Raw genomic sequence first — 18,246 nt, forward strand, 5'->3', positions numbered from 1 at the left:
GAGACCCCGCCCATGACCGAGAACCAGGCCCGCGAGGCCATCTGCCAAGTGGGCCGCAGCCTGTTTGAGCGCGGCTATGTGCATGCCACTGCGGGCAACATCAGCGTGCGGCTGGACGACGGCTTCCTGATCACGCCGACCGACGCCTGCCTGGGCTTCCTGGACCCGGCGCGCCTGGCGCGCCTGGACGCGGGCCTGAACCAGCTGTCGGGCGACCGCGCCAGCAAGACCATCCAGCTGCACCGCCGCATCTACGAAGCCGCGGTGCCCTTTGACCACGCCACGCGCTGCGTGATCCACACCCACAGCACGCACTGCGTGGCGCTGTCGCTGCAAGACGGCAGTGGGCCCGAACTGCTGCCGCCGATCACGCCCTACTTTGTCATGAAGGTGGGCCGCGTGCCGGTGATTCCCTACCACCGCCCCGGCGCGCCTGCCGCCGCCGAAGCCGTGGCCCAGACCATTGCCCACTACGGCGCGCAAGGCCAGCCCATCCGCGCCGTGATGCTGCAGCGCCTGGGCCCCAATGTGTGGCACGACAGCCCGGGCGCCGCCATGGCGACGCTCGAAGAGCTCGAAGAAACCGCGCGCCTGTGGCTGCTGTCCCAGTCACGCCCGACGCCGCTGGGCGAGGCGCAGATCGACGAACTGCGCACCACTTTCGGCGCCCGCTGGTGACCCCCACTGCGCGCGCCCCGACCTGAACCGACCGGAGACCCCCATGCCCCGTTTTGCCGCCAACCTGTCCATGCTCTACCCCGAGCTGCCCTTTCTTGACCGCTTTGCCGCCGCCGCGCGTGACGGCTTCAAGGCGGTGGAGTACCTGTTCCCCTACGCCTTCCCGGCCGAACAGGTGCGCGACCAACTGCAAGCCAACGACCTGCAGCAAGTGCTGTTCAATGCCCCGCCGGGCGGCACCGATGCGACCTCGATCGCCCACGCCTGGGACGTGGCCGGCATGCGTGGTACCGCCTCGCTGCCAGGGCGCGAAGCCGAGTTCCGCGCCGGCGTCGAGCTGGCCCTGCAGTACGCAGCGATGCTGGACTGCCCGCGCATCCACCTGATGGCCGGCTTGCTGCCCGCCGGTGCCGACCGCGCCATGCACCGCGAGGTCTATGTGAGCAACCTGCGCTGGGCCGCCGCCCAGGCCGCTGCCGCGGGCCGCGATGTGCTGATCGAGCCCATCAACACACGCGACATCCCGGGCTTCTTCCTGAACCGCCAGGACGAGGCCCATGCCGTGATCGCCGAGGTGGGCGCGGCCAACCTCAAGGTGCAGATGGACCTGTACCACCTGCAGATCGTGGAAGGCGACGTGGCCATGAAGCTGCGCCAATACCTGCCCACGGGCCGCGTTGGCCACCTGCAGATCGCCGGCGTGCCGCAACGCCACGAACCCGACCTGGGCGAACTGAACCCCCCCTACCTGTTCAGTGTCATCGACGAACTGGGCTTTGACGGCTGGATCGGCTGCGAATACCGCCCCGCCCGCGGCCCGGTGGCCAACGGCACCTCGGACGGCCTGGGTTGGCTCAAGCAGGCCACGGGCGCCTGAGCCCGGGTGGGCCGGCCAGGCCGGTGAACCCCACCGTGTGGCCAGGGCGGCCAACGGTGCGGCGGGCGGCTGACGCTTCAGATCTCAAAACAATAAATTGATTCAGAGACCCTATTCAAGTGATCAATTTATTGATTCACCCCTCTTAAAGTGATAAATTCAGTGGCAACTTACCTTTAGTAGCAGGGATTAACCGATGGTCACCAGCCGGCAATCCCTCTAAATTGCCAAAAATACAGCTCCCCACGGAGTTCACTTTCACAGGGAACCGCATGTCCAGCCCCACCGGTCGCAACCAATCCGTGGCCCGTCAGGTCACCCTCCTGGCGATTGTCATGCTCACCGGGGTGCTGGTGATGGCCTCGCTCGGCATCAACCACATCACCGCCAAGAGCGCCCGCAGCCAGGTTCAGGCCCTGACCAAGGACAAGGCCGACAACGTGGTGGCCGTGCTGGACTCGCAGGACAGCACCATGCGTGAACTGGTGCGCCGGTCCTTCCGCAGCTTCAAGCTGGCGTTCCAACCCACGATGACGCTGGACGAGGCCAGCGGCGAACTGCAGAGCTACGGCATCGCGGTCAACAACGACTTCAGCCACGTCGACAAGTTCACCAAAGACACCGGGGGCGTGGCCACGGTGTTTGCACGCAAAGGCGACGACTTCCTGCGCGTCACCACCTCCCTCAAGAACGCCCAGGGCGAACGCGCCATGGGCACCCTGCTGGACCGCAACCACCCGGCCTACAAGCTGGTGGTGGCCGGCCAGGCCTACACCGGGCGCGCCCTGCTGTTCGGCAAGCCTTACATGACCCACTACGAGCCCGTGAAGAACGATGCAGGCAAGGTGGTCGGCATCCTGTTCGTGGGCAACGACATTTCGATCTTTGAGGACGCGATGATCAAGCAGGTCAACGAGACCCGCTTCTTCGACAACGGCGGCCTGTACGTGATCAACCCGGGGGCCAAGCTGGAGGACGCGCGCTTTCTGGCCCACCCCAGCGCGGCAGGCAAGAAGGTGCTGGAAGCCTACCCCCAGGCCAGCGACTTCCTGGCGCGCCTGGCCGACAACAAGGGCGACACCCTGAGCGATGCAGTGCCGCTGCGCGGCGTCGAACTGACCTCGCCCTGGGCCGTGATGGAGCGCTCCAAGGCCCACGGCTGGTGGGTGGTGGCCGAGGTCTCCGACACCGAAGCCATGAGCGAGCACCGCGCCACGATGATGGCGGTCTGGATCATCATTGCCCTGGCCGTGGCGGGCCTGGGTGGCGGTCTGTTCTGGCTGCTGCGCCAACGCGTGAGCCGCCCCTTGCAAGAGCTGACCGCGGCCGTCACCACGGTGGCCCAGGGCGACCTGACCCGGGCCTTCAGCACCGACCGGCGCGACGAACTCGGCGCCCTGGTGCGTGAGGTGGACGGCATGCGCCAGCTCTACCTGCGCCTGCTGCTGCAGGTACGCACCGCGGTCGAAGGCATCACCACCGCCAGCGTGGAAATCGCCAGTGGCAACCAGGACCTCAGCGCGCGCACCGAACAAACCGCCAGCAGCCTGCAGTCCACCGCCCAAAGCATGGAAGAAATCACCTCGACCGTGCAGCAGTCGGCCGATGCGGCGCGCCAAGCCACGCAAATGGCCAGCTCGGCCGCCGAAGTGGCCGCCCGCGGGGGCGCCGTGGTGGGCGAGGTGGTCAAGACCATGCAGGACATCAACCAGAGCTCGAAGAAGATCGCCGACATCATCGGCGTCATCGACGGCATCGCCTTCCAGACCAACATCCTGGCGCTGAACGCCGCCGTCGAAGCCGCCCGCGCGGGTGAGCAAGGCCGCGGCTTTGCCGTGGTGGCCGGCGAGGTGCGTTCGCTGGCCGGGCGCAGCGCCCAGGCGGCACGGGAGATCAAGTCGCTGATCGGCGCTTCGGTCGAGCGGGTCGAGGCGGGCGCCCAACTGGTCGGCTCGGCTGGCACCACCATGGCGGAGATCGTGCACTCGGTGCAGCGCGTGGGTGACATCATTGGCGAGATCTCCTCCGCAGCGGTGGAACAGTCGAACGGCATTGGCCAGGTCAATGGCGCCGTCAACCAGCTCGACCAGATGACGCAACAGAACGCCGCGCTGGTGGAAGAGTCCGCCGCCGCGGCCACCAGCTTGCGCGACCAAGCCACCCGCCTGTCCGAGGCCATCCAGGAATTCAAGCTCAGCGACGAGCCCGGCCACCGCGCCCGCGCCCTGTCACACGATTGAAGCGGCCCCGGTCGACCGCGCCTGCACCAGGCCCCGCCGACCGGTCCGCTGAACGCTTCAACGGGCTCTGCTGACCGCAGGGCCCCGATGACGCCACGGTGCCCCCAACCCCGGGGGGGGCGGGGCCGTGGCGCGGCCAGAAAGGACCACCATGAACACGACCTCCTCCGGCGCCCGGCGCCTGCGCGCCCTCGACGGGCAGTCTCAAGACCTGCTCGGTGACCGCATCATGCTGGCCGCCATCGGTTTCAGCACCCTGGCAGCCCTGACGCTGGGCCAGTTGTTCGATGCGCTGGGCCTGGCGATCGGCGTCTCGGTGCTGCTGCTCGCCATCGCCTGCGTGGGCTATGCGGGATGGCGCGGCCGGCGCCCGGCGCGCATCTCGCTGACGGTGGCGCTGGTCGGCTTTGTGGTGCTGCACATCCAGCTCTCGCGCGGCATGTCGGAGTTTCACTTTGGCGTGTTCGTCACGCTGGCCCTGGTGCTGGTGTACCGGGACTGGCGCCCGGTGGTGTTGGCGGCAGTGCTGTTCGCGGTGCACCACATCGCCTTCGACCGGCTGCAGGCCGCGGGCTTTGGCTTCTATTGCACCACCGAGGCCAACTTGGGTCGCATCCTGCTGCACGCCACCTATGTGCTGATCCAGACCGCACTCGAGGTGCAACTGGCCATCTGGCTCAAGCGCGCGGGCGACGAAGGCGATGAACTCACGGCCCTGGTCAGTGCCGTCAACCAGGACGACCACATCCACCTCGACCTGACCGGCGTGGCCGTGCACACGCCGCCGGGCCAGGCCCTGCGCTCGGCCCTGCTGCGCATGCACGAGGCGGTGACGCAAGTGCAATCGGCCAGCACCAACATCGAGACCGCGTGCAGCGAGATCGCCTCGGGCAACATGGACCTGAGCCACCGCACCGAGCAAACCGCGGGCAACCTGGCCCAGGCGGCGTCCAACATGGGCGAGCTGACCAACACCGTGCAGCAGTCGGCCGACTCGGCCAACCAGGCCACGCAACTCGCCAGCAGCGCCGCCCAAGTGGCCGAGCAGGGCGGCGTGGCCGTGCGCCAGGTGGTGCACACGATGGAGGAGATCCAGACCAGCGCCAACCGGATTGCAGACATCACCACCGTCATCGACGGCATCGCGTTCCAAACCAATCTGCTGGCCCTCAACGCCGCGGTGGAGGCGGCACGTGCGGGGGAACAGGGTCGGGGCTTTGCGGTGGTGGCCGGCGAGGTGCGGGCGCTGGCCCAGCGCAGCGCCGGGGCGGCGCGCGAAATCAAGACGCTGATCAGCCAATCGCTCGAAAAGGTCGAAGCCGGCCGCGTGCAGGTGCATGCCGCGGGCAACACCATGGCCGACATCGTCAGCTCGGTGCAGCGCGTGAACCACATCATTGCCGACATCTCGACCGCGGCCAGTGAGCAGTCGCAGGGGATTGGCCAGGTCAACGCCGCGGTCAACGAACTCGACCAGATGACCCAGCAGAACGCGGCCCTGGTCGAGCAGTCGGCCGCCGCGGCCACCAACCTCAGCGAACAGGCCAAGCGCCTGATGGGGTCGGTGGCGGTGTTCCAGGTGCGCTGAGGGCGGCCCGGGGCCCCAACCCCGGAGCGATCATTGGGGCCACCACCTGTGGCTGGCATTGCACTTGCGTGACCCCTGCCGGTGCGCCCCTCAGGCAAAATCGAGCCCGCTGCCTTGCCCCGCGCCATCCCGCCCCGGGCGCGCAGCGCCGAATTCAGGAGAGCCCCATGAACGCCCGCATCCCGACCCCCGTCTTCCAACCCGACACCGCCCTGACCGAGGTCAGCGAGCGCTGGGACCGCGACCTGGTGCGCCAGATCAGCGACTACATCGCGATCCCCGCCAAGTCGCCCGCCTTCGCCAGCGACTGGGCTGAACAAGGCCTGCTGGACACGGTGTTGCGCAACGCGGCGAGCTGGGTCGAGGCCCAGAAGGTGCCGGGCCTGACGCTCGAGGTGATCCGCCTGCCGGGCCGCACGCCGGTGCTGTTCTTTGAAGTCGAAGCCACCCAGGCCCACAGCACGCAGACCGTGCTGATGTACGGCCACCTGGACAAGCAGCCCGAGTTCAGCGGCTGGCGCCGTGACCTGGGCCCCTGGACCCCCAAGTACGAGGACGGCAAGCTCTACGGTCGCGGCGGCGCCGACGACGGCTATGCGGTCTATGCCAGCATCGCCGCCATCCAGGCGCTGAAGAGCCAGAACACGCCGCACCCGCGCATCGTCGGCCTGATCGAGACCTGCGAAGAAAGCGGCTCCTACGACCTGCTGCCCTACGTCGATGCGCTGCGCACGCGGCTGGGCGACGTGGCGCTGGTGATCTGCCTTGACTCGGGCGCCGGCAACTACGACCAGCTGTGGCTGACCACCAGCCTGCGGGGCATGGCCAGCGGCACGCTGAAGGTCGAGATCCTCACCGAAGGTGTGCACTCGGGCGATGCCTCGGGCCTGGTGCCGTCGAGCTTCCGCATCATGCGACAGGTGCTGGACCGCCTGGAAGACAGCGCCACCGGCCGCCTGCTGCCCGCGAGCTTCCACTGCGAGGTGCCGGCCGAACGCCTGGCGCAGGCCCAGGCCACCGCCGCCATCCTGGGCGAAGAGCTGTACAAGCGCTTCCCCTGGGCCCACTACGACTGCGGCGGCGCCACCACCTTTGCGCTGCCCACCACCACCGACCCGGTGCAGGCCCTGCTCAACCGCACCTGGACGCCCACCCTCAGCGTGACCGGTGCAGACGGTTTTCCGACGCTGGAGAACGCCGGCAACGTGCTGCGCCCCTACACCGCCTTCAAGCTCAGCCTGCGCCTGCCGCCCCTGGTCGAAGCCGACCAGGCTGTGGCCGAGATGAAGCGCCTGCTCGAAGACAACGCGCCTTACCAGGCCCGCGTCACCTTCGAGAGCAACGGCGGCGCCACCGGCTGGAACGCCCCCAGCACCGCGCCGTGGTTCGAGCAGGCCCTCAACGCGGCCTCGCAGGCGCACTTTGGTGCGTCCTGTGGCTACATCGGCCAGGGCGGCACCATCCCGCTGATGAACATGCTGTCGGCGGGCTTCCCGCAGGCGCAGATGATGGTCTGCGGCGTGCTGGGCCCGAAGAGCAATGCGCACGGCCCCAACGAGTTCCTGCACGTGCCCTACGCCAAGAAGCTGACCGCCGCCGTGGCGCAGGTGATCGCCAGCCTGCCGGCCGCTGCGGACGCTGACAAGCCCTCGGCCTGAGCCTGTTCCTCGCCTGCCCACCATGGAAGCCGAAACCCGCCTGTCCACCTTCACCGCCAGCGATGGTGACAACCTGGCCGTGCAGGACTGGCCCCTGCCCGAAGGGGCGTCACCGCGCGGGCAGGTGCTGCTGGTGCACGGCCTGGGTGAACACGCGGGTCGCTATGACGCGCTGGCGCGGCGGCTCAATGGCTGGGGCTTTGCGGTGCGGGGCTACGACCACTATGGGCACGGTGAATCCGGCGGTCCGCGCGGGGGCCTGAACCACGACCTGCGCCTGCTGGAAGACCTGGGTGATGTGATCGAAGCCACGCGCAGCCAGACGCCGCGCGACACCCCCCTGATCCTGCTGGGCCACAGCCTGGGCGGCCTGGTGACCAGCAGCTTTGTGGCGCGGCGCCTGGGCCAGGTGGACGGGCTGGTGCTGTCTTCACCGGCCCTGGACATCGGCCTGAGCCCGCTGCAGACCTGGCTGCTGCGCGGCCTGGCGCGCGCGCTGCCGCAGCTGCGCGTGGCCAATGGCCTGAAGCTGAAGTACCTGTCCCACGACCCGGCCACGGTGCGCGCCTACCAGGCCGACCCGCGCTGCCACAACCGCATCTCGGCGCGGCTGGCACGCTTCATGGCGGAACATGGTCCGGCCACCGTCGAGGCGGCCTCGCGCTGGCGCGTGCCCACCTTGCTGCTGTACGCGGGCGATGACCACCTGGTGCGGCCGGCCGGCAGCCGTGCCTTTGCTGCGGCAGCGCCCTCGTGCGTTGAAAGCCAGGCCTTCGAGGCGCTCTACCACGAGCTGTTCAATGAGTCGCCCGAACTCGCAGCGCCAGTGTTTGAGCGCCTGCGCGAGTGGCTGGACAAGCACTTTGCGCCGCTGCCGGGCTGAGCCCCGCCACCGGCAACCGGGTCGGCGCGGTGGTGCCGCACGCCACGCACACGGCGCCTGAATCGCCCCCCCCGCCCGCACTCAGTCCCGCGCCAGGGCCCGCTGCCGCCACAGCGCCAGCCAGCTGAGGGCCAAGGCGGTGATGGCGATGGGCAGCACCGAGCCCCAGTTCAGCCAGGTCCAGCCCTGCGTCGTGACCAGGGCGCCCGAGGCAAACGAGGTCACGGCCATGGTGCCAAAGACACAGAAATTGATGGCCGCCTGGGCGCGGTCTTTTTCTTCAGGGCGGTAGGCCTCCAGCGCCAGCGTGGTGCTGCCCGTGAACAGGAAGTTCCAGCCCACGCCAAGCAGGAACAGCGCCACCAGGAACTGGTGCAGATCGACGCCGCTGAGCGCCACCGCGACACAGGCCACATTGAGCATGACGCCCACCCCCATGACCGACAACACGCCATAGCGCTTGATCAGGTGGCCCGTGAAGAAGCCCGGCGCGAACATGCCGATCACATGCCATTCCAGCACCAGGGCCGCGTCGTCAAAGCCCAGCCCGCACACCTGCATGGCCAAGGGCGTGGCGGCCATCAGCAGGTTCATCACGCCGTAGCCCAGCGCGGCACTCAAGGCGGCCACCACAAACACCGGTTGACGCATGATCTCGCCCAGCGGGCGACCCGGGCCCACCGGGGCCGCGCCGGGCGCAGGCCGGGTGTCCGGGAAACGGATCAGGGCCATGCAGCCCATGGACAGCAGGGCCACCCCCATCAGCGCCACGTAAGCGCCCAGGAAAGGTTGCTCGGTCAGCGCACGGGTGTACTTGGCGAGGTTGGGGCCCGCGATGGCGCCAATCAGGCCCCCGGCCAGCACCAGGGACACGGCCTTCTCACGGAAAGCCGGGGCCGCCAGCTCGGCCGCAGCAAAGCGGTACAACTGGCCGTTGGCGCTGTAGTAGCCTGCCACCACGGTGGCCGCACAGAGCAACGCAAACTGCCGCGTCAGCAAGGCCAGCACACACAGGCCGGCCGACACCCAGGCCACCGCCAGGCCGATCAAGAACGAACGCTGACGCCCCCAGCGCGCCTGCGCACGCGCCACCAGGGCGGTCGACAGCGCGCCCCCCACCACGTAACCCATGACGGGCAGGGTGGCCATCCAGCTGACCGGGGCCAGGCTCAGGCCAACCAGGCCATTGATGGCGATGAAGACCACGTTGTTGGTCAAGAACAGGCCCTGGCACAGGGTCAACAACAACAGGTGGCGGTTCATCGGGCGGCCTGACAAAAGGTGGCTTAACCCGCCATCGTAGTGGCTATAGACGGCGCACCCCCTCCGCATGGACCCGCCCCCCTTCGTCAAATGCGAGGGCAGGGCCCGCCCGCCTCAGGCGGCCGGGGTCAGACCGTCGGCCGCCACCTCCTGCAGCAACCAGGCCTGGAAGGCCTGCACCAGCGGGTTGTGGGCGCGCGCGTCGGGCACCACCAGGTGGTAGGCCTCGGGGCCTTGCAGGCGCGGGCCGGGCAACACCACCAGCGCGCCGCTGCTGATCTCGTCCTGCACCAGAAAACGCGGCAACAGCGCCACGCCCAGTCCGTGCACCGCGGCCTGGGCCATCATCGCGAACTGCTCGAAGCGCGGGCCGCGCGCCGCTTGTTCGACGGGCTGACCCGCGGCGGCAAACCACTCGGCCCACAGCAGGGGGCGGGTGGTTTGTTGCAGGCGCACCGCGCGCGCCAGGTCGGCGCTGCGGCGCAGCCGCTGCTCACGCTGGTAGGCCGGGCTGCACAGGGCCACCACCTCTTCGCGCATCAGCGGGTGGCAGGCGGCGCCAGCCCAGTGCGGCGCGCCAAAGTGGATCGCGGCGTCAAAGGGCTCGGCGTCAAAGTCAAAAGGCTCGGTGCGCGTGGCCACGTTCAGGCCGGCCTGCGGGTGCTGGGCCAGGAAACGGCCCAGCCGTGGCGCCAGCCAGCGCGTGCCAAAGGTGGGCAGCACCGCGAGGTTGAGCACGCCACCCGCACCGGCAAAACTCATCACCTTCTGCGTGGTTTCGCCGAGTTGGCGCAGCAGCGGGCGCAGCTCGCCCGCATAGATGCGGCCGGGGTCGGTCAGCACCACGCGCTGGCGCACCCGGTGGAACAGGGCGACCCCCAGCTGCGCTTCCAGCTGGTGGATCTGGCGCGACACCGCGCCCTGGGTCAGGTGCAGCTCGGCCGCCGCGCGCGAGATGCTGGCATGGCGCGCAGCGGCCTCAAACGCCAACAGGCCGGGCAGGGGGGGGAGCAGGTTGCGACGCAGCATGTGATGACCTCGGGGCATGAAGCAGGCCTCAACCTTAGCGCAGTTCAAAGGGCCTGCCCCACCCGCGCCAGGGCACTTGATGCGGAGATGGCATCAAGTCTTGAACTATTTTCACTATCGCGCGGGGCCAAATTGCCCGACCATCGCCGGGCCGATCGGCGGCCGCGCCTCGCGCGGGACGCCGTCCCGATGTTTTCAAAAGCCCTTATGACAAGCCCTCAAGCCCTCCCTTCCCGCACCGGTGGCCAGGTTCTGGTGGACCAGCTGATCCTGCACGGGGTGCAGCAACTGTTTTGCGTGCCCGGCGAAAGCTACCTGGCCGTGCTGGACGCCCTGCACGATGCCGACATCGCGGTCACCGTGTGCCGCCAGGAAGGCGGCGCCGCCATGATGGCCGAGGCCCAGGGCAAGCTGACCGGCCGGCCCGGCATCTGCTTTGTGACGCGCGGCCCGGGCGCCACCAATGCCGCCGCGGGCGTGCACATCGCGCACCAGGACTCGACGCCGATGATCCTGTTCGTGGGTCAGGTGGCGCGCGAGGCCCTGGGCCGCGAAGCCTTCCAGGAGCTGGACTACAGCGCCGTCTTTGGCACCATGAGCAAGTGGGTGGTGCAGATCGACGACCCAGCGCGCCTGCCCGAGCTGATTTCGCGGGCCTTCCATGTGGCCACCTCGGGCCGCCCCGGACCGGTGGTGGTGGCGCTGCCCGAGGACATGCTGACCGAAGCCTGCCGCGTGGCCGATGCCCAGCCTTACCGCGTGGCCGAGACCCACCCGGGCGCGGCGGAACTGGCCGAGCTGCAAAGCCGCCTGCAAGCCGCAGAGCGCCCCGTGCTGATCGTCGGTGGCAGCCGCTGGTCGGCCCCCGCGGTGCAGGACCTGGTGCGCTTTGCCAGCGCCTGGCAGCTGCCGGTGTTCTGCTCCTTCCGGCGTCAGATGCTGTTCCCGGCCGACCACCCCTGCTACGGCGGTGACCTGGGCCTGGGCGCCAACCCCCAGCTGCTGGCCCGCATCCGCGAATCCGACCTGGTGCTGCTGCTGGGGGGGCGCCTGTCCGAGGTGCCGTCGCAGGGCTACACCCTGCTGGACATCCCCAACCCGCGCCAGCCCCTGGTGCACGCCCACGCCGACGCCGACGAGCTGGGCCGCCTGTACCGGCCCAGCCTGGCGCTGCACGCCACCCCCTCGGCCCTGGCCGCAGCGCTGGCCGCCTTGCCGGCCCCCGCGCATCGCCCCTGGAGCGCCCAGACCGAGGCCATCCACGCCGACTACCTGCGCTGGAGCGACCCGGCGGCCATCCGAATTCCCGGCCAGCTGCAAATGGGCGAGGTGATGCAGCACCTGCGCGCCGAGCTGCCGGCCGACACCATCTTCTGCAATGGCGCGGGCAACTTCGCCACCTGGGTGCACCGCTTCTGGCCCTTCCGCCACTACGCCAGCCAGCTGGCCCCCACCAGCGGCTCCATGGGCTACGGCCTGCCCGCCGGGGTGGGCGCCAAGCGCCTGTGGCCACAACGCGAAGTGGTGGTGTTTGCCGGCGACGGCGACTTCATGATGCACGGCCAGGAATTCGCCACCGCCGTGCAGTACGGCCTGCCCCTGCTGGTGGTGCTGCTGGACAACGCCATGTACGGCACCATCCGCATGCACCAGGAGCGCGAGTACCCGGGCCGCGTCAGCGCCACCGCGCTGAAGAACCCCGACTTCTGTGCCTACGCCCGGGCCTTTGGTGGCCACGGCGAGCGCGTGGAGCGCAGCGAGGACTTCGCCCCCGCGCTGGCCCGTGCGCGCGCCAGCGGCCTGCCCGCGGTGCTGCACTGCCTGCTGGACCCCGAGGCCATCACCCCCACAGGCACCTTGCAGGGCCTGCGCCAAGCCGCCCTGGCACGCCGCTGACCAAGCGCGGCGCGCCGACGGCGACACGCTGGCGGCTGGCGCCCGCCTCGGGGCCAGGCACGCGGCTCGCTACACTGCAAGCCCCGACCCCCCGTCCGCTTGGCCCCGATGCGTGTCCTGCTTGTGCTGCTGATCTGGAGCCTGGGCGCCCCCGCCCTGGCGACCCTGACCGCCACGCGGGGCCCCTGGCCCCTGCGCCCCCTGGCGTTGACCGACCCCCGCCCCACGCCGCGGACCGAGGCCTTGCGCCATTGGTGGCGCAATGACCAAGGCCAGTACCTGGTCGGCCAGCCCAACGAGACCGGTGGCCCGGCCCAGGCCTGGGCCCTCGAGCCCCCCAGCGGCGCACGCGCCTGCCCCAGCCTCAAACCCTGGCCCGCCGAGCGGGCCCACGAGAGCGATTGGCAGCCCTGGCCCGACAGCGAACGCGCCCTGCCCGCCGACTGCCTGAGCGGCCTGCAAGGCCAGTGCCTGAGCCACGACGGCGCCCTGCGCCTGCGCCTGAGCTTCGAGGGGCAGACACGCCGCGTCGCCAAGCCCGCGGGCAAAACCAAAGACCCAGGCGGCGTGCACTACACGGGCCAGCGGCGGCTGGTGATCGAGCATGTGCTCAGCGGGGTGCAGGCGGTGTTTGAAGAGACCCTCAAAGACAGCCCGCAGTACAGCGCCCTGGGCCCCGCCAACGTGGTCTACCTGCCCGAGCTGGGCAGCGTGGTGCTGCAAGGCCTGGCGCCCGCCCCCCCGGCGCGGGGCACGCCCAGCGCGCTGCACTGCCTGCCCATGCCTTGAGCCCGCCCCGGCAGGCGCAGGCCGGGCTCATTGCCACAGCCGGTAGCTCCAGAAGCCTTCGTCGTGCGTCATGCGCTGCATCAGCTCCTGCGGTGCAAAGCCGGTGATGCGGCGGGTTTCGCGGCACAGGTGGGACTGATCGGCGTAGCCGGTGGCCTCGGCCAGCTCGGCCCAGCGAGGGCGTTGGCCTTCGTCGGCTTCGGCCAGGGCCTGAAAGAAGACCTGCTCGGAGCGCCCAAAACCACGCAGCTCGCGCAGGGGCTGGCCTGCCCAGTGTTTGATGCGGCGCTCCACCTGGCGCAGGCTGCGGCCGACCGACGAGGTGGCCGCGCGCAGCGCCATCGACTGCGCCCAATCCTGGTAGCGCTGGGCCTGCAACGGCCGCTGGGGCCGCACCGCCTGCCAGCGCGGCTCGAGGAAGTCCTCCACACAGGCCACGCGGCGTGCGTCGTCGGGCTGGGCCAGCACGGCTTCGGCCATGGCCACCCAGTCGGCGGGCAGGGCCTCTCGCAGGTCACCGATGCGGTCCACCCAGGCTGCCACGTCCAGCCCGGTGAGGCTTTGCAGCGCGTCGGGCATGAGCATCACCATCATGCCGTGGGCGGGCCCGGGGTTCCAGGTGATGGAGGGGCCGGTCTGCGGCCCGCCGAACACCAGGCGCGAGCCATAGGGCCGACGCGGTGAGTGCAGGGCCGCCGGCGCGCCCCGCGCCAGCAACTCGCCCGTGCCTTCAAACCACCAGCCCAGGCTGCACAAGGGGGTGGCAGGGAAGTGGTTGAAACGCTGCTCATCGGCCCAGTCCAGGCCCAGGGTGCTGCGCACCATGGTGCCGCGAACACAGGCCACCAGCGAAGGGCGGGGCAGGTACAGGCGGGTCGGCGCGCCCAGCAAGGAGGGAGTTGGCAACATGGGCGGAGTCTAAAACGGCGCGGCCGCGCAGGCCATCAAGCCCCTGCGATGTCGAATTTGTTCTATACCCCCGGCGTCGGCCCTGGCACGCTGGCGACCATGAACCACGCCACATCGACCCCCCAGCCCACCCGCCCCCACACGGCCCCCAGCCCGGCGCAGCCCACCCCACGGGCCGGTGATCCACCGGGCCCCCGCGCCGGCTGGTTCGGCTTGCCGCTGCTGCGCGCCATGCGCCGCGACTACCTGGGTTTTGTCACCGGCCTGCAGCGCGACCATGGCGACCTGAGCCTGATGCGCATCGCCAACGAACGCGCCTACGACCTGAACAGCCCCGAGCTGGTGCGCGAGGCCCTGGTCGACCACGCCGAGCACCTGGTGCGCTGGGAGCGCGGGGTGGCGGTGTTCGAGCAGGTGTTCGGCCGCAGCGTGCTGGTCACCGAGGGGGCCACCTGGCAACGCCAGCGCCGCCTGCTGATGCCGGCCTTCACCCCCAAGCGCGTGGCTGGCTATGCGCGGCTCATGACCGAGGCCGCCGCCCAAGGCCTGGACCAGGCCCTGCCGGCCGGTCAACAGCAGGGCCCGGTGGCGATGGACGCGCTGTTCTCCCAACTGACCATGGACGTGATCATGCGCACCCTGTTCAGCCACGCGGCCACGCCGGAGGAGGTTCACAGCGCCAGCTGGGCGACCCAGACCCTGAGCGAAACCGCCATGCGCGAGATGTTCTACCCCCTGACCCTGCCCGACTGGCTGCCCCTGCCGGGCAAGGCCGCCAAGCGGCGGGCCCTGCACCGCTTGCGCCGCCTGATCGGGCGCCACATCGAGGCGCGCCGCCAGGCCCCGGCCACGCCCGAACGCGAGGACCTGCTGGCCCGGCTGCTGGCCGCACGCGATGAGGCCGACGGCGCCGCGCTCAGCCCCAGCGAGGTCTTTGACCAGTGCATGGTGAGTTTTCAGGCCGGCCATGAAACCTCGGCCACGGCCTTGCTGTGGTGGAGCCTGTTGCTGGCCCGCCACCCCGCGCTGGCACAGCGCCTGCACGCCGAGGTGGACCAGGTGCTGGGCACGCGCGAGCCCACGGCCGACGATGTGCCGCAACTGGTCTGGCTCAACGCCAGCCTGAAAGAGGCGCTGCGCCTGTACCCGCCCGTGGGCGCGCTGATGAGCCGGCGCACCACGGCCGACATCACCCTGGGCGGCTGGCGGATCCCACGCGGCGCGCTGCTGCGCATCAGCCCCTGGGTGCTGCACCGCGATCCGCGCTGGTTCAGCGAGCCGGAGGCCTTCCGCCCCGAGCGCTTTCTGCCCGACGCGCCACCGCTGCCGCGCAGCGCCTGGATGCCTTTTGGCGTCGGCCCCCGGGTCTGCCTGGGCCAGCACTTTGCGCTGATGGAGATGGGCCTGGTGGCGGCCATGCTGCTGCAGCGCTACACCCTGGCGCTAGGCCAGCCCGAGCCCCAGGGCCTGCCGGACATGAATGTGACCCTGCGCCCCCGGGGGGGCGTCTGCTTGCAGCTGCAGCGGCGTCAGGGTGGGTTGGGTGGGCGCGTGGGCTCCGCTGGCCCAGCGGCCAGGGCCGCCTGCGCCTGAGCCACCCAGCGGTCCAGCAGGGCCAGGCTGGCGGGGCTTTCAAGCAGGGTGTCCCAGTCCGGGGCACTGGGCTGGGTCTGGGGGCCGGGTTCGGCCTGGGCGGGGGGCGGCGCGGGGGCAAAGGTCGACGGGGTGTAGGACCTGGCGCCCTGCGCGTCCAAAGGGTTGTGCGCTTGAAAGCCCGACATCGGCCTGCTCCTGGTTCAAATGGAAGGAGGTGAAAGATCGATGGGCCCGCGGGCGCCGGCACAGCGCGCACGAAGTGGGCCTCGCCCCCCTGGCCGACGCCCCATCTCGGCCGCGATTGTGCCAGGGTTGACCACCAGCCTGGACCGATTGGAAGGGCTGACGGGCGCGTCCCCTCGCGCCGTTCAAGCCGCCGACGTCGGTGCCTGCCCCCAGGGCTGCAACAAGCGCGCCAGCTGCCGTGCCAGCGGGGTGATGAGGTAGCGGCGCTGCCCGCCTTCCCAGGCCAGCAGGCCACTGACAAGCAGGCGATGGAGCGCCCGGTCCAGGGCTTCATGCGGCTGGTCCGGCCAGAGCTGGGCGATCTGCGCGCGGCTGAGCCGGGGGACGTCCTGCTCGGCCAGGGTCAGGAACAGGCCCATGCGCTGCGGCAAGCCTGCCGCAGGGCCCTGGCACAGGCGCCGCCAAGCCTCCAGCACGGCGGCCTGGCGCGCCAGTCGGGGCGCCCAGGGCGCCTGCGGCCCGGCGGGGGCGGGGTCAAAGAACTCGGATTGCGGAGCGCGGGTGGCTCGGTGCAGGTAGCTCCCTGCACCGGCCTGAGGGGCCGGCGGCTGGTCGGACAGCGGGGGCAGGTTCAGGTCGGGCAGGTCAAAGTCAAGCAGCGAAAAATCAGGCATCAGTCCGGCAAACCCGCCAACACCGCCAGGGGCGCGGTTTCTGCGCGCAACACGCGCGGGCCCAGGGTGAAGGGCACAAAGCCGGCGGCCACTGCCGCGTCCTCTTCCTCGCGGTTGAGCCCGCCTTCGGGCCCGTTGAGCACCGTCAGCGCGCCGGGGTGCTGGCCCCAGGGCCAGGCCGCCAAGGGGCGCGTGCCCTCGCGCAGCGACAGCAGCATGCGGGTCTGCTCAGGCGCCAGCGGACCGGCACGGCGCAGCCAGTCGGCCAGGTCCAGCACCGGGTGCAGCAGGGGCACGCGGTTGCGCCCGCACTGCTCGCATGCGCCCACGGCGACGGCCTGCCAGTGCGCCACCTTTTTGTCGGCGCGCTCACCCTTGAGGCGCAGCACGTTGTGGGCGGCCATCACCGGCTGGATGCTGGCAGCCCCGAGCTCGGTGGCTTTCTCGACCAGCCAGTCCATGCGGTCGTTGGCCGGCATGGCCACCACCAGGTGCACGGCGCGGCTCAGCTCGCGCTCGATGGCGTGGTGGGCCCCCACCTCGACGTCGACGTCAGAACGCCCCATGCGGGTCACCGTGGCCTCGAACTCACCGCCTTCGCCGTTGAACAAGGTGAGGGTGTCGCCCGGCTGCAGGCGCAGCACCTGCACATGGCGTGCGGTGCCGGGCGGCAGGCTCAGGGCCGCGCCGGTGGCGAGGGGGGCAGGGCAGTGGAAGCGGGGCATGGCAACAACGGTCAAAAAGCCGGCCGCCGCCCGGCACAGGAGCGGCCACCAGGCCAGGGGGCGGGGAGCGCGCGGCCCGGGCAGGCCACGGCGCAAAACGAGATCAGGCGCGCAGACGCAAGGGGTGAGCGGGGCTCAGACCCGGCCATAGGCATAGCCGCTGACGGTCTGGATGTTCTCCACCTGGTCAATGAACTTGAGCAGGGGACCCAGGGCCCGGTAGCGGTTGGCGGTGGAGCGGATGTAGTGGATGAAGCGCGGCGTGTCGGCCAGGTAGCGCGGCTTGCCGTCGCGCAGGGTCAGGCGGGCGAAGATGCCGGCCACCTTGAGGTGGCGCTGCAGGCCCATCCACTCGACGCCGCGGTAGAAGGCGCCGAAGTCGCTGTGCCAGTCTTCAAAGTCCATCAGGCCGGCCTTGCGGGCCTTTTCCCAGTAGCGCACGGTGACGTCGATGACAAAGTCCTCTTCCCAGGTCAGGAAGGCGTCGCGCATCAGGCTGGCGATGTCGTAGGTGATGGGGCCATGCACCGCATCCTGGAAATCCAGCACGCCCAGCGGGCCGGGTGGCGAGCCCGCTTCGCTGCGGCCCAGCATCAGGTTGCGCGCCATGAAGTCCCGGTGCACAAAGACCTTGGGGGCGGCAAGGTTGTGCTGGACGATGGCCGTGAAGGCCTTGTCCAGCAGGTTGCGCTGGTCGTCGTTCATCTGGAACTGGCGGTACTGGCCCAGGTACCAGTCAGGGAACAGCGACAGTTCACGGCGCAGCAGGGCTTCGTCGTACTCGGGCAGCACGCCGGGGCGCGAGGCCCGCTGCCACTGCACCAGGGCGTCGGTGGCCTGGCTGTACAGCGGGGCGGCGGCCTGCGGCTGGGCCGGGTCGAGCACGCTCATCATGGTGTGGGCGCCCAGGTCGCTGAGCAGCATGAAGCCCTGGGCCTGTTGCCAGGCCAGCACCTGCGGCACGTTCAGGCCCGCGGCGGCCATCAGCTCGGCCACCTGCACAAAGGGCACGCAGTTCTCCTTGTCGGGCGGCGCGTCCATGATGATGCGGGGGCCCGCCGCGCTGTCCACCCGCAGGTAGCGCCGGAAGCTGGCGTCGGCCGAGGCCAGGGTCAGGCTGGCCGGCTGCAGACCGTGGCGGGGCGCCTCTTCGTTCAACCAGGCGGTGAAGGCGGCGGCACGGGCTGGGTCAGCCCAGCTCACAGGCTGGGTCGGAGCGGGGGCGGGGGAGGAAGTCACAGGCTGGGTCATGGAT

At 70.2% G+C, this 18,246-nt stretch carries 16 protein-coding genes; 9 read left to right on the forward strand and 7 right to left on the reverse strand.

The window, feature by feature from the left end; translation table 11 throughout:
- Positions 1–12: 12 nt before the first annotated feature.
- The 6 genes from PSQ40_RS12905 (at position 13) to PSQ40_RS12930 (ending at position 7,924) form a co-directional block, all read left to right on the forward strand.
- Positions 13–678 (forward strand): class II aldolase/adducin family protein, encoded by a 666-nt coding sequence (locus tag PSQ40_RS12905; RefSeq protein WP_273951935.1) that lies wholly within the window; start codon positions 13–15, stop codon positions 676–678.
- A 43-nt stretch (positions 679–721) separates the two neighbouring features.
- On the forward strand, positions 722–1,555 hold the full coding sequence (gene otnI, locus PSQ40_RS12910; RefSeq protein WP_273951937.1) for a 2-oxo-tetronate isomerase: 834 nt from the start codon (positions 722–724) through the stop codon (positions 1,553–1,555).
- A 272-nt stretch (positions 1,556–1,827) separates the two neighbouring features.
- Complete coding sequence (locus PSQ40_RS12915) at positions 1,828–3,795, forward strand: methyl-accepting chemotaxis protein (RefSeq protein ID WP_273951938.1); 1,968 nt, start codon at positions 1,828–1,830, stop codon at positions 3,793–3,795.
- Between the two features lie 151 nt (positions 3,796–3,946).
- The gene (locus PSQ40_RS12920) at positions 3,947–5,383 is read left to right on the forward strand and encodes a methyl-accepting chemotaxis protein (RefSeq protein WP_273951939.1); all 1,437 of its coding nucleotides are present in this window, start codon (positions 3,947–3,949) and stop codon (positions 5,381–5,383) included.
- A 167-nt stretch (positions 5,384–5,550) separates the two neighbouring features.
- Positions 5,551–7,041, forward strand: a complete 1,491-nt coding sequence (locus tag PSQ40_RS12925; RefSeq protein WP_273951940.1) for a M20 family metallopeptidase — start codon at positions 5,551–5,553, stop codon at positions 7,039–7,041.
- Between the two features lie 22 nt (positions 7,042–7,063).
- The gene (locus PSQ40_RS12930) at positions 7,064–7,924 is read left to right on the forward strand and encodes an alpha/beta hydrolase (protein WP_273951941.1); all 861 of its coding nucleotides are present in this window, start codon (positions 7,064–7,066) and stop codon (positions 7,922–7,924) included.
- 81 nt (positions 7,925–8,005) lie between these two features.
- On the opposite strand, the gene PSQ40_RS12935 is transcribed toward PSQ40_RS12930, so the two are convergent.
- Together PSQ40_RS12935 and PSQ40_RS12940 are read right to left on the reverse strand one after the other, a co-directional pair.
- Positions 8,006–9,187: an MFS transporter gene (locus PSQ40_RS12935; RefSeq protein ID WP_273951942.1), complete on the reverse strand. Its 1,182-nt coding sequence runs from the start codon at positions 9,185–9,187 to the stop codon at positions 8,006–8,008.
- Positions 9,188–9,301: 114 nt separating this feature from the next.
- On the reverse strand, positions 9,302–10,216 hold the full coding sequence (locus PSQ40_RS12940) for a LysR family transcriptional regulator (protein ID WP_273951943.1): 915 nt from the start codon (positions 10,214–10,216) through the stop codon (positions 9,302–9,304).
- 207 nt (positions 10,217–10,423) lie between these two features.
- Between PSQ40_RS12940 and PSQ40_RS12945 the strand changes: the two genes are divergently transcribed.
- Entirely contained in the window at positions 10,424–12,112 is a 1,689-nt protein-coding gene (locus PSQ40_RS12945; protein WP_273951944.1) for a thiamine pyrophosphate-binding protein, read from the forward strand.
- Between the two features lie 108 nt (positions 12,113–12,220).
- Positions 12,221–12,901 carry a hypothetical protein gene (locus PSQ40_RS12950; RefSeq protein WP_273951945.1) on the forward strand — a complete coding sequence of 227 codons (681 nt, stop codon included), beginning with the start codon at positions 12,221–12,223 and terminating at the stop codon, positions 12,899–12,901.
- A gap of 27 nt (positions 12,902–12,928) precedes the next feature.
- Here PSQ40_RS12950 and PSQ40_RS12955 read toward each other — a convergent pair whose 3' ends face one another.
- Entirely contained in the window at positions 12,929–13,810 is an 882-nt protein-coding gene (locus tag PSQ40_RS12955; RefSeq protein ID WP_273951946.1) for a helix-turn-helix domain-containing protein, read from the reverse strand.
- Between the two features lie 99 nt (positions 13,811–13,909).
- On the opposite strand from PSQ40_RS12955, the gene PSQ40_RS12960 reads away from it, so the two are divergent.
- A complete protein-coding gene (locus tag PSQ40_RS12960; RefSeq protein WP_273951948.1) occupies positions 13,910–15,403 on the forward strand; it encodes a cytochrome P450 in 1,494 nt (497 codons plus the stop codon).
- On the opposite strand, the gene PSQ40_RS12965 is transcribed toward PSQ40_RS12960, so the two are convergent.
- The 4 genes from PSQ40_RS12965 to PSQ40_RS12980 form a co-directional block, all read right to left on the reverse strand.
- Positions 15,340–15,591, reverse strand: a complete 252-nt coding sequence (locus PSQ40_RS12965) for a hypothetical protein (protein ID WP_273951949.1) — start codon at positions 15,589–15,591, stop codon at positions 15,340–15,342. The genes PSQ40_RS12960 and PSQ40_RS12965 overlap by 64 nt on opposite strands.
- Positions 15,592–15,774: 183 nt before the next feature.
- On the reverse strand, positions 15,775–16,266 hold the full coding sequence (locus PSQ40_RS12970; RefSeq protein WP_273951950.1) for a hypothetical protein: 492 nt from the start codon (positions 16,264–16,266) through the stop codon (positions 15,775–15,777).
- The gene (locus PSQ40_RS12975; protein ID WP_273951951.1) at positions 16,266–16,991 is read right to left on the reverse strand and encodes a 16S rRNA (uracil(1498)-N(3))-methyltransferase; all 726 of its coding nucleotides are present in this window, start codon (positions 16,989–16,991) and stop codon (positions 16,266–16,268) included. Before PSQ40_RS12975 ends, PSQ40_RS12970 begins: the two co-directional genes overlap by 1 nt.
- Positions 16,992–17,126: 135 nt before the next feature.
- A complete protein-coding gene (locus tag PSQ40_RS12980) occupies positions 17,127–18,242 on the reverse strand; it encodes an aminoglycoside phosphotransferase family protein (RefSeq protein WP_273951952.1) in 1,116 nt (371 codons plus the stop codon).
- Positions 18,243–18,246: the final 4 nt, after the last annotated feature.

The sequence above is a fragment of the Curvibacter cyanobacteriorum genome (assembly GCF_028649475.1).
Lineage (GTDB): Bacteria > Pseudomonadota > Gammaproteobacteria > Burkholderiales > Burkholderiaceae_C > Curvibacter > Curvibacter cyanobacteriorum.

Bases quoted from the DNA above. Each gene is read 5' to 3' on its own strand.
- PSQ40_RS12915 (WP_273951938.1), top strand. From the start codon at position 1,828: ATGTCCAGCCCCACCGGTCGCAACCAATCCGTGGCCCGTCAGGTCACC.
- PSQ40_RS12950 (WP_273951945.1), top strand. From the start codon at position 12,221: ATGCGTGTCCTGCTTGTGCTGCTGATCTGGAGCCTGGGCGCCCCCGCC.
- PSQ40_RS12965 (WP_273951949.1), bottom strand. From the start codon at position 15,591: ATGTCGGGCTTTCAAGCGCACAACCCTTTGGACGCGCAGGGCGCCAGG.
- otnI (WP_273951937.1), top strand. From the start codon at position 722: ATGCCCCGTTTTGCCGCCAACCTGTCCATGCTCTACCCCGAGCTGCCC.
- PSQ40_RS12940 (WP_273951943.1), bottom strand. From the start codon at position 10,216: ATGCTGCGTCGCAACCTGCTCCCCCCCCTGCCCGGCCTGTTGGCGTTT.
- PSQ40_RS12935 (WP_273951942.1), bottom strand. From the start codon at position 9,187: ATGAACCGCCACCTGTTGTTGTTGACCCTGTGCCAGGGCCTGTTCTTG.
- PSQ40_RS12970 (WP_273951950.1), bottom strand. From the start codon at position 16,266: ATGCCTGATTTTTCGCTGCTTGACTTTGACCTGCCCGACCTGAACCTG.
- PSQ40_RS12975 (WP_273951951.1), bottom strand. From the start codon at position 16,991: ATGCCCCGCTTCCACTGCCCTGCCCCCCTCGCCACCGGCGCGGCCCTG.
- PSQ40_RS12905 (WP_273951935.1), top strand. From the start codon at position 13: ATGACCGAGAACCAGGCCCGCGAGGCCATCTGCCAAGTGGGCCGCAGC.
- PSQ40_RS12960 (WP_273951948.1), top strand. From the start codon at position 13,910: ATGAACCACGCCACATCGACCCCCCAGCCCACCCGCCCCCACACGGCC.
- PSQ40_RS12920 (WP_273951939.1), top strand. From the start codon at position 3,947: ATGAACACGACCTCCTCCGGCGCCCGGCGCCTGCGCGCCCTCGACGGG.
- PSQ40_RS12925 (WP_273951940.1), top strand. From the start codon at position 5,551: ATGAACGCCCGCATCCCGACCCCCGTCTTCCAACCCGACACCGCCCTG.
- PSQ40_RS12930 (WP_273951941.1), top strand. From the start codon at position 7,064: ATGGAAGCCGAAACCCGCCTGTCCACCTTCACCGCCAGCGATGGTGAC.
- PSQ40_RS12945 (WP_273951944.1), top strand. From the start codon at position 10,424: ATGACAAGCCCTCAAGCCCTCCCTTCCCGCACCGGTGGCCAGGTTCTG.
- PSQ40_RS12955 (WP_273951946.1), bottom strand. From the start codon at position 13,810: ATGTTGCCAACTCCCTCCTTGCTGGGCGCGCCGACCCGCCTGTACCTG.
- PSQ40_RS12980 (WP_273951952.1), bottom strand. From the start codon at position 18,242: ATGACCCAGCCTGTGACTTCCTCCCCCGCCCCCGCTCCGACCCAGCCT.